This window comes from Pseudoalteromonas sp. '520P1 No. 423' (genome assembly GCF_001269985.1).
In the GTDB taxonomy this organism is placed as follows: domain Bacteria; phylum Pseudomonadota; class Gammaproteobacteria; order Enterobacterales; family Alteromonadaceae; genus Pseudoalteromonas.
The window spans coordinates 2,561,645-2,575,916 of sequence record NZ_BBZB01000001.1; the positions used below are offsets into that span (position 1 = coordinate 2,561,645).

The window sequence follows — 14,272 nt, forward strand, 5'->3', positions numbered from 1 at the left end:
TTGAACATCTCCTTTTTATCAATTAATTTCAAAAAAATTGAATTATTACAGTCTATTACACTTATCATAATTGTTTTTTTACTATCTGAATTTATATCTCTGACATTTATTTCTGTTGTTTTTTTATTAGCGCTTTGGTCGTTAGCAATCGCACTTAATCAAGTAAAAAAACCAGGCGTTATCGCTGGAAATATTTTAGCAATGTTGACTTCTGTAGGTTTATTTATAGATATAGGTTTTAGCGATACAGTTAATTTATTTGTGGCTATGTTGTTATTGTCTACTGTATTGAAACAATTAATTTCAACAACGTTATTCCATTTTAAAACAGTTTGTTTAATCCATTTATTTTTAATTGCGAGTGTCTATTTATATCAACAATCTTTATATACAAGTCTGTTAACTTTTATCTTTTTAATTGCAAATATAGCAACGTTAAACTTAATTATTAGACCTAATCAAAAATTAAATAACGCCTTAAGTCTAGCAAGTAAATCTTTATTAATGAGTTTACCAATTGCATTTTTGTTGTTTATATTATTACCAAGATTACCTTCATTTTGGAGTTTACCAGGCCCAGGGATTGCAAAAACCGGATTAAATGAAAATATTGATCCCTTTAGTATTTCAAAACTTTCCAATTCTAGTGAACTAGTTTTTAGAGCTAATTTTAAAGATAAAAAACCTTCTGCACCGTACTATTGGCGCTCCATGGTACATGAAGAGTTTTCTGAGCAAACATGGAAGATTACGCATAGAGCAAAAACGACAAACAGAAATAACATTGCTAATAGGGATTCAGAATATAAATATGAGATTATTGCTGAAAAGTCAGGTTTGCATTGGCTATATGCATTAGATTATGCCCAAAGTAATACACAATTTGTTGAAAATAAATATGCCGGTGTATTAGCACGGAATAAAAACTTATCGCAAACTTTTAAATATAATGTTTCAAGTTTTAAAATAGAAAATATTAAAAAACTCAGTTCTTATGATCGTAATATTAATTTGCGTTTAATATCGGGTTCTAATCCAAAAAGTATTTTAATCGCTAAAGAGATTCAGCAGATATCTGACACGGATAAAATGTTTTTTAATAACCTGTATCAATATTTTATCAATCAAAAATTCGTATATACCCTAGAGCCCCCTGCACTTTATGGCACTAATAAATTAGACCAATTTCTTCTTGAATCAAAAAAAGGCTTTTGCGGTCATTATGCCAGTTTATCTGCTTTTATGTTCAGAAGTGTCGGTATCCCAGCTCGGGTAGTATCGGGTTATCTTGGTGGAGAACTATCAACGGATAAAAATTATTTAAGTGTTTTTCAATATGATGCCCATGCTTGGACCGAAGTATGGTTAGAAAATAAGGGCTGGACGAGATTTGATGCAACATCTGTTGTATCCCCTGATAGACTCTATGGATCATTATCTCAAAGTGAAGCAAATAAAGAAGAGTTTTTACGTAACTTAGATTTTGGTTTGTTAAGTCTACAAAACTTCCCTATGTTAAATTGGGTTAGGCTTAATTTAGATTCAATAGATTTTATGTGGACAAACTGGATATTAGGTTTTAATTCACAAGAACAAAAAGGATTATTAGAAAGTATTTTTGAATCTAATCTATCATTAAAAATTGCGGTAAGTATTTTATCGGGATTGGCTTCTATTTTGATTTCTATTTATGCTTTTATGATTTGGACAAAAAGAGAAAGGTTTAATATACCATTAGAGCGAGAATTTAATGATTTAAAACTATGGGGTGAGAAAAACCAGATCCCTTTAGGATCTGGAGTCACACCGCAAGCTTATTTACTATTATTGGTTAACAAGTTTGAGATTAAATCAAAATATATTAATCAATTTATAAATTTATATATTGATACTCGGTATAAACAAATACCTTTAACTATTGAGAATCAAAAATATGCTAAGCATTTGGTAAAAATAATAACCAAGAATTAATTTTGATTGCTTAATTTAAAGAGGTCTTTAAACACCCATGCAGGGCCAATTAGCAAAAAGCTTAAATCATCTAAAAACGAAGGTTTTTCACCTTCAATTTTATGACCTACAAATTGAAATATCCAAGCTATGATGAATAATCCAGCCGATATTTCAAATATATAGGGTGTCATAAACTGTATAATAGCCAAAGAAATACCTGTATATAAACACATGTATAAGCCTAAATATTTATTTAGTGTAAAGTAAAATGCCATCGCTGCTACTATACAAACGCTTAATATAACTGTGCCGATAAGTGATGGTATTGAGTAAATGAAGCCTATAACACTTAAATAGATAATGGGAACTGCAATTTTGTGTATTATGATATTGGTATGGTTTTGATGGCTTTGACCATATAAATCAAACCATTGATTAAGGTTTTTCATATTTTTGCCTTATTATTGTTCTAGTGTATTTACACTAGAACAATTTAAGCATGATATCTAGTCATTAAATCCATTTAACATAGAATCGCATACAACGGGTGTTGGTTTATACTCATCATTAACTGCTACAAATGTAAAAGAGCCGGTTATTGCTAAATGTTTATCATCTTTATGCGTCGTTTCTAAGAATATTTGTATATCAACTTTCAAACTTGTATTACCAACATGTGCAACAGTTGCTACTAATTCAGCAAATGTCCCTGCAGGAATTGCTTCTTTAAAGTCAACACGATCTGAAGATATGGTTACTAATGGTTTACGGCAAAATCGTGTTGCGCAAATAAAAGCAACTTCATCCATCCAAGCTAAGGCATCGCCACCAAATAATGTATTGTGATGATTTGTTCTACTTGGAAAAACTGTTTTGGTAATTTTAGCAGAATGCGCATTTTGAGTTGTTTCAAAAAAAATTATTAATATTACTTATTTGTAAATTTACTGGCAGACACGTGACTCATAACAAGCGCAGGATCTAAACGGACTTGCTTCCAGTTTAAACGCCAATCTAAATGTGGTCCAGTAACACGCCCTGTTGCACCTATTTTTGCGATTTTATCTCCGGTGTTAATTTCTTGACCCAATTTAGCCGTCACTTCACTTAAATGAATATAAGTTGAAGTAATACCAAAACCATGATCTATGATCAAAGTACCACCAGAATAATATAAATCAGAATGCGCAAAAACGACTTTACCAGGCAAAGGAGAATAAACTTGTGTGCCAGTTTTGTTGGCAATATCTAAACCAAAATGAGGTCTTTTTGGTGTGCCATTAAAGTATCTTTGACTACCATAAACGCCAGAGATCCTTCCTGAAGCCGGTCTGTAAACAGGTTTGAGAAAATCTAATCTATTAGATAAAACATTTCTGGCTTTTCTTACTGCTTGTGCTTCTTTTTTTGTTCTTGCTAATACTGATTTAGGTGGAGAGACATATTTTTTTGCCACCCCCTCTATTTTATCAATTTTATAATCGCGTTTTGTGATAATAAATGATTGGTTATGCTCTGAGCCATCTGAATCTTTCCAGGTAAGCCTATGGTCTAATTTTGCATCACGACCAAAACCAAATACAAAAAACCCTTTTTTTGACAGTTTAAGCTCAGTGTCATTAAACTTTACCGACTGTGCATTAGGAAGTGATCCTGTCACCATACCACCTTGAATTAAATTACCTTTGAGTTCAAGTGCACTAACAGGAAAATTTATTAAAATCGCAATTGATAATACTGTTTTTTTGAGCATGTTATCTATTACCTTTGGCATATCTAATATTAAAAATTATGCGTATGCAATTGCGCCTTTGCCGACACCTTCATATGCCACAACTTTAAAGTCAGAGGTTTGATTGCTTATTTTAAGTTCGTTAGCGATGTATTGAGCGATGCACTCAACAGTTGTATCTACAGGCAAAATCTCACAGTCAGACTGACTGATACTTAATTCAAAATAACCTTGTGGTGCAACGTAAGCAAAATTAAGAGCGTCCTCAACAGGTTTTATAAACTTAAGTGATTCCGCAGCAATTAAATCTTCTTTACTGCCTAAATAAATATCTTCCCATCTAAGGGCCCATTCTTTTTGAAGACGAACACTTTTCATATCATTTTCAAAAATACCAATTGTTGATCTATGACCATGAACGATACGCTGGCAGTTACCATCATGCTTTTTAAGGCCATGACTATAATGATAATAAAAACCATTTATGTGTTCAGCTCTAAGATCAAGTTCAATTTTTTTAATATTACTTGGCATTTTAGGCATTATTTGATCTATCAAAAACTTTGATACTACTTTCTCATCTATATGTTCGCTGTCTAGTGAACAGAAAGCTTGTGAAGGTGCACTGATGTTAATAGTTTTATTGTCAGAGTATTTAAAACTGACATTTGTTTGTGTATTTGACTCTAAAATTTTTACTATTGTTTTGTTGGTTAAAGCAAGTTTATGATCTAACGTATCATCAATGATTGTTTTGATTTGTTTTTTAACTAATCCAAAATCTAATACCATGGACTCGTCATTTAAATCACCATGAAGTGTCATATCGACGATCCAACTTTCACCTACTGCACCTCTTTGATCACAAAGATAAGAAAAATCAATAACAGTAAGGTCGTTTACAAAAAGGATCATGGATTGCCTATTAGCTTAATTATTTAAATGAAAATTATTCAGGCATCATTATAATTGTTACAAGGGTTATAAATACAGCAAAAACTCCCCTTTTTATGCTTTTTTTATCAAAAAACAACTGTTCGGAGTTGTTAAGCTTACAACTGTTCGCTAAAGTAGCTGCAATTTTATTGAACAAGTGAAATAAGTAGACAATGGAACAACAAAATAGTTATACAAAAGAAGAACTGATCCAATGTGGTAATGGTGATTTATTTGGTGAAGGTAACTGTCGTTTACCAAGTGATAACATGTTAATGATGGACCGCATCATCGAAATCAATGATGACGGTGGCGAATACGGTAAAGGTGTAATCGTTGCTGAACTTGATATCGACCCTTCGCTATGGTTCTTCGATTGTCACTTTAAAGGCGACCCTGTAATGCCTGGTTGTTTAGGTCTTGATGCAATGTGGCAATTAGTTGGTTTCTTCTTAGGTTGGTCTGGTGGTCCAGGTTCTGGTCGTGCTTTAGGTGTGGGTGAAGTAAAATTCACAGGTCAAATCTTGCCCTCAAATAAAAAAGTAACTTATCGTCTAGATATGAAACGTGTTATCAAACGTAAATTATTTATGGGCCTAGCTGACGGTACAGTTTCTGTTGATGGTCGTGTTATCTATGAAGCAAAAGATTTAAAAGTTGGTTTATTCCAAGACACAACAAGCTTCTAATTTTTAGTTATAAATATATAAATTAAAAGCCGCTTACTTGTAAGCGGCTTTTTTATGATTTTTATTTTTAGATCAAAAATGTCCCTTTCGGGACATTTTCTCCAATTCTTTTTTGTTTAAATTTTGGTAAAATTATACTTTAAACATATTACGACTTTCTATGGCTTCTCGCCAACCCCCGAGCCACTGAGATCTTGGGTCTAAACTTTGATACGGACACATTTCTTTTGATCGTCCAGCTAAACCCGCTTTAAAGCCTTGAGTATGTGCTCTCTCAAGACGATCTCGTTTCTGTCTCTTCATAGGTAACGTCCTCACCTTATTATTGATATATGTGATGTTTAACACACCACTGTTTAACAAATAGTTAATAAATACGTTAATTACAACAAATAAACTTCTTTAAATGCACAATAAATAATAACACTTTGAATTATAAAGCATTTTATTTTTAATTAATTATATAATAATTAAGATTATCATTGTGTCTGACTACTAGAAAAACATATAATTTAGGCAAGATCAATGATCTTTTTTACAATTTTAATAAGTTTTTTTGACAGTTTTTGTAAGTGCTTGCTTCTACGAATAATTCAAAAATTTCAATGTATTTTCTTAGGATTTTTAGGAAAGAAAAACTCAGGTTGTCTCTCACACAAATCAAATTCACGTGTATTTTTATAAGGTAATTTCATAAATCCGGCTACACCAACCGATTTTATTTTTACAATATTTTGCATGATTTTTTGTAATAAATTTGAAAATTGATTTTCTTTTTCAGGATCTAATAATCTGTAATAGTGATGTACTTTAAGTCTATCAGGGAGAGATTCAAATATAATACAACCCGTATGGTGTATTTGGTTTAATGCAAACACACATTTTAATACTTCTTTGGGCAGTTTTAATTGCTCATCAGGGTCATTACCATCCTCAAAATACGAATGTGGCCTATTTAATTCGTTTAAAGCCACAGAACTCATTACTTGATATTCTAATTGCGCAATTTCATCAAATATAAAATTTCCTTTGTCATTTTTTTCTATTTGTATTGTTTTTCTTGCATCAAATAAACAACATTTAAATAGACCTTGTTGCTGTATCCCCTGTGCAAGTTTAACTGTGTTATTAATCGCTGAAGAAAATGAATGCTCTAGGTTTTTTTGATGTAAAATTAAGCTAGATTCAATAAATAGTTGTTTTTCTTTCCAATGAAAACTCAATCCCCCTACAACCGGAAACTTTGCTAATCTGCTAATTGAAGCTAGGAAAGCTTTTTCGGTATCGCCCGTATCAAGTAAAAACTCTCTATAATACCTGTCTAACTGGGCATCATTAACATCTAATAAAGCCTGTTTTTTATCAGCAATCCTTAAAAAGGATTTACGCGAGCTATACACAACTGTATCAGGTAAGTCTTTTAATTCGTTGTGCCAAAAAGGAATAAATGACTTAGTTTCTTTTTGTGCTATTTCTGGCAGGTAGGCTTTTGCCATATTTGGCATATTTTTCATAAAGTAATCACCAGCTTTATCGCGTATTACTTTGTCTTTTGACAACATACCATCAATTACTTTGGCCAGTTCAACCGGTAAACCTAAACTGGATGCTGGGATCACTTGTGCTCCAAATCGACAAGATTGCGCTGATGCTAAGGCATAAAGTGTTGAAGCAACACCTTGTTCATCAAACCTTGGCGAGGATTTAGCGCCCTCCATTTGTTCATCACCAATAAAATAAACATCTCCCATTCTTGCATTTGAATGCTGCGTATCAGAGGACATTAGGTCCATAATATTTGACGCAATACCATTACCATAGCTATCTTGTTGTGCAAAAACAGAGGAGCCCCAATCAACTAAAGACAATTGGTCAGATTCCTCTAACCATACTAAGTTAGACGGTTTTACATCTCCGTGAACTATTGGACTAAGCGTCATACCTTGCTTATTCTCTCTTAAATCAACTAATACATTTCTTAATTTAAGTGCAAGATCAGTTATAAATCGTGCTGATAATTTGCCCTTATTAAGTGAAACTTGTTCTAAATTAATACCAGGGGCCCTTGCCATCATAAGGATGCCTTGCTTCTTTATTCTCTCAAATGCATAAAATTTTGGAACTAAAGGGTTATCAACTTGAGACAACATATAAGCTTCATCTTCAAGCCTGTCTCTAACACTTTGTGCTAGGGTAATACGTGAGAATTTAAATACCCATTGGCTAGGGGGGGTGACATGAACATCCGTACCAGAGAATACAAAACCAAAAGCACCAAAGCCTATTTCTTCTACATCTTTATAACCGAGTAATTCAAGCTGTTTAATACAAATTTTTAACCATTGTTTATGTTTTTTTGCGTCCGTATGCGACAACAAATATATGGATTGTTCTTCATTAATATAAAAGTTGTGAATTTTTTTCTTTTCAGGCATCACTAATCAATTTAATTGTAGGTAATAAAAAAGGCAGTTTTCACTGCCTTTATATCAATATTCTCTTTAAAATGATATCACTAATCATTTCTCAATTGTAATTGCTAACTGCGTATTAAATTATCACCTTGACCAATCCATTTGTAAGTCGTTAGTGCATCTAAGCCCATAGGGCCCCTTGCATGTAATTTCTGTGTAGAAACCGCAACTTCAGCACCTAAACCAAATTGAGAGCCATCACTAAAACGTGTGCTTGCATTGACATAAACAGCCGCAGAATTAACAGCCATAACAAATAAGTCTGCATTTTTAATATTTTGAGTTAATATGCCGTCAGAGTGCGCTGTTGAATGTGCTCTAATATGTAAAATAGCGTCTTGTACGCTATCAACCACTTTTATACCTAAAGTAAGACTCAACCATTCAGTATCGTAACCATCAATCTCAATCGGAGCAATACGCTTATCAATAGTAATGCTTTCTGGGCACCCTTTTAAGAACACATCCTTTTTTCCAAGCCTAGCAATTAATTTAGGGATAAAAGTGTGTGCAACTTCTTTATGTACTAATAGTGTATCCAAAGCATTACATACACTTGGTCGTTGTATTTTGGCATTTTCAATAACAGCTAATGCTTTAGATTGATCGACATCAGAATCAACAAATAGATGACATATACCAATACCACCAGTGATCACTGGGATCGTGCTGTTTTCAGTACATACTTGTTGTAATTTTTGACCACCACGTGGAATGATCATATCGATGCACTTGTCCATTTTAAGTAGTTCAAGTATCAGCGCGCGATCGGGATCTTTAATTAATTGTACACAATTTTCATTAAAACCAACTGATACAAGTGCTTGTTTTATTATTTTTATTAAAGTGATATTTGAATTAAGCGTCTCTTTACCACCACGTAAAATACATGCATTCCCTGTCTTTAAAGTAAGGCTTGCAATATCTATTGTCACATTGGGTCGCGCTTCATAAATAACACCAATTACACCTAAAGGTACCGTACGTTTTTTAAGAAATAATCCATTTTCAAGTTGTTTACCATCAAATTCAGCACCGACAGGGTCATCAAGGTTTATAACAGTGTCTATATCAGCACAAATTGTATCTAAGCGCTCAGATGTTAGTAATAACCTATCTAATAAAGATTCATTTAAACCATTACTTCTACCTGCATTCATATCTAATTCATTTGAAGATAATATTGATTCTTTATTATCTAAAATATGATTTTTGATTGCTGTCAAAGCAGCATTTTTTTGAATAGTTGAAGCCTGTAATAAATCAAAACTTGCCAGTTTTGCCGCTTCAGCGATATGTGTTAACATTTTTCATTCCCGTTGAGTGATTCTATTTAAAACTTTAAATTTCAATGACTACAAGGTCATCTCTATGAATGATGGTTGTGCCGTTTATAAAACCCAGCTCATTTTTTATATCTTCTGAATGCAAGCCTTTTATTTTTTGAAGTTCAAGTGAATTATAGCTAGTGATACCTTTGGCAATAGTTTTATCATTCAAATTTTTAATTTCAATTAAAGATGAAGAATTAAATTCACCTTTAATACTCAATACTCCTTTAGCTAATAGGCTTGATCCTTTGTTTAAAAGCGCATTTTGAGCACCATCATCAACAATTACACTACCTAATGTAGCAGGACCTGCTAAAATCCATTGTTTACGACCTTCAATAATGTCGTCCATCACTTTAAAACGTGTGCCAACAGTTTTTTCATTCACTAAATCTGTAATAATATTAGGCTCTCTACCTTTGGCTATGATTACTTCAACACCTGAGCGGGTAGCGATTTCTGCTGCTTGCAATTTAGTCGCCATGCCTCCAGTACCAACATCACTGCCACTGCCACCTGCAATTGATTTTAACTCGTTATCGATTTTACTAACTGTAGATATTAATTCTGCATCTTTATTTTTTCTTGGATCACATGAAAACAAGCCTGATTGATCTGTGAGTAAATACAGTTCGTCAGCTTTAGCTAAAATAGCTGTCAAGGCTGATAAGTTATCGTTATCACCCACTTTTATCTCTTCGATACATACAGCGTCATTTTCATTCACTATGGGTAAGATATTATGATTTATAAGAGAGTTTAAAGTATGTTTAGCACGCAAATATCTTTCCCTATCTTCTAAATCTGCGCGAGTTAATAGCATTTGCCCTACGGGGATATTATAAAGGTTAAATAAGGTTTGCCATGTTTGTATGAGGTTACTTTGCCCTACAGCTGCAAGCACGTCTTTATCATATTCTAAATCTGATTTGTGGTTTACTAGCTGTGATCTACCAGCGGCTATTGCGCCACTGGAAACTAATATTATTTTATGTCCTTGTTCCATCATTAAAGCGCACTGTCTTACCAGTTCTACCATATGACGCGTATCTAGATGATAGCCATTGCCCGTTAAAACACTTGTTCCTAGTTTTACAACTATCGTTTTGTTATTTTTCATCTTAGAATATTTGTTAATGACTTGGTCAAATACTATAACACTGTGTTGATAGGAAATAATATGAACATTTTTCAATTTGCTCAAATAAATATACTTTCATCGTTAAATTATGCAAGCTCAAGTAATTAATTGGATTTTTATTTGCATAAATATCTAAATAACGGATTTTTTATTCCTTCAGAAACAAAAAACCGGAGAAATCTCCGGTCTTTAAATAGAATTTAATTTTGTAGTGTTAACTTCTTAATGAAGTTGCTGCTTTTAAAATTCCAGGATAGTCTTCTTCAGGTAATACTTTAGCTAATGATTCAAGTTTTTGAGCTAGTGCTTCATTGGTCGGAGCTGAAATATTAATATGACCCATCTTACGACCTGGTTTTTGACTTTTACCATACCAATGACTTAATAGATCAGGTGTATTTAATACTTGTGTTGGTATAGAGGATTGGCCTAAAACATTTATCATGGCTGAAGGGCGCAATAACTCTGCACTACCTAATGGCAATCCACATACTGCACGCATATGATTTTCAAACTGACTAGAAGCACACCCTTGCTGTGTCCAATGTCCTGAATTATGTACACGAGGTGCAATTTCGTTAACAATTAGCGTGCCATCAACATCGAAAAACTCTATCGCTAAAACACCAACATAATCCATTTTTGTTGCAAGTTTTTTAAAAGCTGATTCACCTTGCGACTGAATTTTTTCGCAAATCTCACTGGCAATTGATAATGTTAATACACCATTGGTATGTTCATTTTCAGTTACCGGATAAATTGCCATATTACCTTGTTTGTCACGGGCACCAATAACCGATACTTCTCGACAAAATGGGATCATCTTTTCAGCAATAATTGTATGAGGTAAGCTGTCAGTACCTGTAGCAATAAAGTCAGCCATTTCAGACCAAATTTGTTCGATTTGATCATCTGATTTTAATCGCCACTGACCTTTACCATCATAACCAGCCTGGCAAGTTTTAATAACTAGAGGTTTACCTAGTAAAGCAACAGCTTCAATCAAATGTGACTTTTCTGTAATAAGTTTATAAGGTGCACAAGGCACATTAGATTCATCTAATAAAGCTTTTTCAATCGCACGATCGCCACCTGTTTTAATCGCTTGTTTACCTGGGTAAAACTTACCGCTTTGGCAACATAGTTCTAAAACGTCATGAGGAATGTGTTCAAATTCAGCTGTGATCACGTCAACTTCAGCAATGCTTGCCTGTAAATCTTGAGCATATATCTCACCCGTTAAAGGATGAATAATATTTTTTGTACCTACATCATATGAAGTTATATTGAGATCCAGTGGTGCACCTGCCAAGCTCATCATTCTAGCTAATTGGCCTGATCCTAAAACCAGTATCTTCATGCTATTCGCCTTGAGGATTTGGATTATCTAAAATAGTATCAGTTTGTTTTTTGCGGAAAGCTTCAATTTTCTCAAAGATTTCAGGATTTTGACAACCTAAAATTTGAGCAGCAAGCAAACCTGCATTTGCAGCACCAGGATCACCTATCGCTAAAGTACCCACAGCAACACCTTTAGGCATTTGACAGATTGATAGTAGTGAATCGACACCATTTAACGCTTTAGATTTTACTGGAACACCCAGTACTGGAAGACTTGTAAAAGCAGCAGCCATACCTGGTAAATGTGCAGCACCACCCGCACCCGCGATAATTACTTTAATACCACGTTCTGCAGCAGAGCTTGCATAATCACATAATAACTGAGGTGTACGGTGAGCAGACACAACTTTAGTTTCGTAAGCAATGCCAAAACTTTCTAACATATCCGCTGCATGTTGCATTGTTGGCCAATCTGATTTTGACCCCATTATAATACCTACTGTCATTCTATGCTCCTGAAAAATACTCAACCATCAAATACCCAAAAATGAGTATTTGATATAACTTTTATTTAAATTATGGTTCTATTTTAGTACTACATTGTGATGTTCAGCGTGCAAATATTATTTACACTATTTGACTTATTAGCCTTCAAGGCCTTGTGAAGCTAAGTACTCTTCATAGTTGCCTCTGAAGTCAATAATCTTTCCGTCTTTGATTTCCCAAATACGCGTTGCAAGTGATGATACAAATATTCTGTCATGACTTACAAAAAATAATGTGCCTTCATATTTTTCAAGTGCAGTGTTTAAAGACTCAATAGATTCCATATCCATGTGGTTTGTTGGCTCATCCATCAGTAATATATTGTGTTTATGCATCATTAGCTTACCAAACAACATACGACCTTGTTCACCACCAGATATGACATTTACTGACTTTGAAATATCATTTTGAGAGAATAATAAACGACCTAAGTAACCTCGAACAACTTGTTCATCGTCACCTTCTTGTTGCCATTGTTCCATCCACTGAAATAAGTTTTGGTCTTTTTCAAAATCTTCTGCATGATCTTGTGCGTAATAGCCAATATTGGCATTTTCAGACCATTTAAATCCACCAGCAGTCGGTGCTTTTTTACTTGCAAGTGTATTTAATAATGTTGTTTTACCAGCCCCATTCTCACCGATAATTGCAATACGTTCACCCACTTCTACTAGTCCATCAAGTCCTGAGAATAATTGTTGATCATACCCTTGTGCTAGATTATCAAGCTCTAACGCATTTCTAAATAAAGGTTTTTCTTGCTCGAAACGTAAGAAAGGATTTTGACGACTTGACGCTTTAACTTCTGCTAATTCAATTTTATCTAGCTGTTTAGCACGAGATGTTGCTTGTTTAGCTTTTGAAGCATTTGCAGAAAAGCGTGCTACGAATTGCTGTAAATCAGCAATTTGTGTTTTCTTTTTAGCGTTATCAGCTAATAATTGCTCACGTGCTTGGTTAGCTGCAAACATGTACTCATCGTAGTTACCAGGGAATAAACGTAACTCACCGTAATCTATATCAGCCATATGTGTACAAACAGAGTTTAGGAAATGGCGATCATGCGAGATGATAATCATAGTACAGTTACGTTGTTTTAAAACTTCTTCTAACCAACTGATAGAGTGGATATCTAAGTTATTTGTTGGCTCATCCAATAACATAATATCAGGATCAGAGAACAGAACTTGTGTTAATAGCACTCGAAGTTTACGACCAGGAGCTACTTCAGACATTAAGCCGTAATGCATTGATTCAGGAATACCAACACCAGATAATAATTCAGCAGCTTTTGATTCTGCAGAATAGCCATCCATTTCAGCAAATTCAGTTTCAAGGTCGGCTACTTTCATACCATCTTCTTCACTCATTTCTGGTAAAGAATAGATACGATCACGCTCTTGTTTTATTTCCCAAAGCTCTTTGTGACCCATGATCACAGTATCAATTACACTATATTCTTCATAAGCGAATTGATCCTGATTTAGTTTTGCAACTCTTTCATTAGGATCTGTGCTTACATTGCCTGATGATGGCTCTAATTCACCACTTAAAATTTTCATGAATGTAGATTTACCACAGCCATTAGCACCAATTAAACCATAGCGGTTACCTTCGCCAAATTTAACTGATATATTTTCAAACAAAGGCTTAGCGCCAAATTGCATGGTGATGTTATTAGCTTGAATCACATGAAGTCCTATTTATTTATTAATGATTATTTAAGTATTAAAGATACTCAAAATAATTTGCGGCATATTATAGCGCAGCTACTCATTAAATCACAGACTCAGATTATAAGGATGTGAAATTAAGTATTAGTTTTTTAATCAGCATTTGATAGCTGGTTATTTATGTTTTTTAAATTTCTATGTTCATCATTCCAGATAGTATTCAATTTAAGCTAATAAAATGATTAGCTTAAATATTTTATTTATCAGTTTTATTAATAGTTATTTCAATAGTTTTGGCATTTTCTGCGAACCATTTCTGAACATAAATGCTACCTATGACTTCAGCTTTGCCTGGTTCTGGCACTTCTTTGTAACGAATACTGTGTTTATTTTCTTTTTCAAATTCCATTTCAACTATAGTTTGCGTCATTTTTAAAATCTCTGTATTTTTTATGC

The 14,272-nt window shown here is 33.6% G+C and carries 14 protein-coding genes; 2 read left to right on the forward strand and 12 right to left on the reverse strand.

Features of this window, described 5'->3' with window-relative positions:
• A complete protein-coding gene (locus tag PSA_RS11660) occupies nucleotides 1–1,971 on the forward strand; it encodes a DUF3488 and transglutaminase-like domain-containing protein (RefSeq protein WP_052379915.1) in 1,971 nt (656 codons plus the stop codon).
• Here the strand turns inward: PSA_RS11660 and PSA_RS11665 are convergent.
• The 4 genes from PSA_RS11665 to PSA_RS11680 are packed head-to-tail and all read right to left on the reverse strand — an operon-like array spanning nucleotide 1,968 to nucleotide 4,600.
• Nucleotides 1,968–2,402 (reverse strand): DUF962 domain-containing protein, encoded by a 435-nt coding sequence (locus tag PSA_RS11665; protein WP_042144343.1) that lies wholly within the window; start codon nucleotides 2,400–2,402, stop codon nucleotides 1,968–1,970. The two genes, PSA_RS11660 and PSA_RS11665, sit on opposite strands and share 4 nt — an antisense overlap.
• 57 nt (nucleotides 2,403–2,459) lie before the next feature.
• Nucleotides 2,460–2,882, reverse strand: a complete 423-nt coding sequence (locus tag PSA_RS11670; protein ID WP_042144340.1) for an acyl-CoA thioesterase — start codon at nucleotides 2,880–2,882, stop codon at nucleotides 2,460–2,462.
• The gene (locus tag PSA_RS11675) at nucleotides 2,882–3,706 is read right to left on the reverse strand and encodes a M23 family metallopeptidase (RefSeq protein WP_042144338.1); all 825 of its coding nucleotides are present in this window, start codon (nucleotides 3,704–3,706) and stop codon (nucleotides 2,882–2,884) included. The genes PSA_RS11670 and PSA_RS11675 overlap by 1 nt, the downstream gene beginning before the upstream one ends.
• Before the next feature lie 36 nt (nucleotides 3,707–3,742).
• Nucleotides 3,743–4,600, reverse strand: a complete 858-nt coding sequence (locus tag PSA_RS11680) for a 6-carboxytetrahydropterin synthase (protein WP_042144336.1) — start codon at nucleotides 4,598–4,600, stop codon at nucleotides 3,743–3,745.
• A 194-nt stretch (nucleotides 4,601–4,794) separates the two neighbouring features.
• Between PSA_RS11680 and fabA the strand changes: the two genes are divergently transcribed.
• The gene (fabA, locus tag PSA_RS11685) at nucleotides 4,795–5,310 is read left to right on the forward strand and encodes a bifunctional 3-hydroxydecanoyl-ACP dehydratase/trans-2-decenoyl-ACP isomerase (protein ID WP_042144334.1); all 516 of its coding nucleotides are present in this window, start codon (nucleotides 4,795–4,797) and stop codon (nucleotides 5,308–5,310) included.
• Nucleotides 5,311–5,442: 132 nt separating this feature from the next.
• Here fabA and rmf read toward each other — a convergent pair whose 3' ends face one another.
• The 8 genes from rmf to PSA_RS25865 form a co-directional block, all read right to left on the reverse strand.
• A complete protein-coding gene (rmf, locus tag PSA_RS11690; RefSeq protein ID WP_042144332.1) occupies nucleotides 5,443–5,613 on the reverse strand; it encodes a ribosome modulation factor in 171 nt (56 codons plus the stop codon).
• A 299-nt stretch (nucleotides 5,614–5,912) separates the two neighbouring features.
• A complete protein-coding gene (locus PSA_RS11695) occupies nucleotides 5,913–7,745 on the reverse strand; it encodes a serine/threonine protein kinase (RefSeq protein ID WP_042144330.1) in 1,833 nt (610 codons plus the stop codon).
• Nucleotides 7,746–7,849: 104 nt separating this feature from the next.
• On the reverse strand, nucleotides 7,850–9,091 hold the full coding sequence (locus PSA_RS11700) for a glutamate-5-semialdehyde dehydrogenase (RefSeq protein ID WP_042144329.1): 1,242 nt from the start codon (nucleotides 9,089–9,091) through the stop codon (nucleotides 7,850–7,852).
• Between the two features lie 34 nt (nucleotides 9,092–9,125).
• Nucleotides 9,126–10,235: a glutamate 5-kinase gene (gene proB / locus PSA_RS11705; protein WP_052379914.1), complete on the reverse strand. Its 1,110-nt coding sequence runs from the start codon at nucleotides 10,233–10,235 to the stop codon at nucleotides 9,126–9,128.
• 235 nt (nucleotides 10,236–10,470) lie between these two features.
• Nucleotides 10,471–11,616: a 5-(carboxyamino)imidazole ribonucleotide synthase gene (locus tag PSA_RS11710; protein WP_042144327.1), complete on the reverse strand. Its 1,146-nt coding sequence runs from the start codon at nucleotides 11,614–11,616 to the stop codon at nucleotides 10,471–10,473.
• A gap of 1 nt (nucleotide 11,617) precedes the next feature.
• Nucleotides 11,618–12,103, reverse strand: coding sequence for a 5-(carboxyamino)imidazole ribonucleotide mutase (gene purE, locus PSA_RS11715; RefSeq protein ID WP_042144325.1), 486 nt, complete (start codon nucleotides 12,101–12,103; stop codon nucleotides 11,618–11,620).
• Nucleotides 12,104–12,241: 138 nt separating this feature from the next.
• Entirely contained in the window at nucleotides 12,242–13,834 is a 1,593-nt protein-coding gene (locus PSA_RS11720; RefSeq protein ID WP_042144323.1) for an ABC-F family ATPase, read from the reverse strand.
• A 238-nt stretch (nucleotides 13,835–14,072) separates the two neighbouring features.
• Nucleotides 14,073–14,246, reverse strand: coding sequence for a hypothetical protein (locus PSA_RS25865; protein ID WP_193216495.1), 174 nt, complete (start codon nucleotides 14,244–14,246; stop codon nucleotides 14,073–14,075).
• Nucleotides 14,247–14,272: the final 26 nt, after the last annotated feature.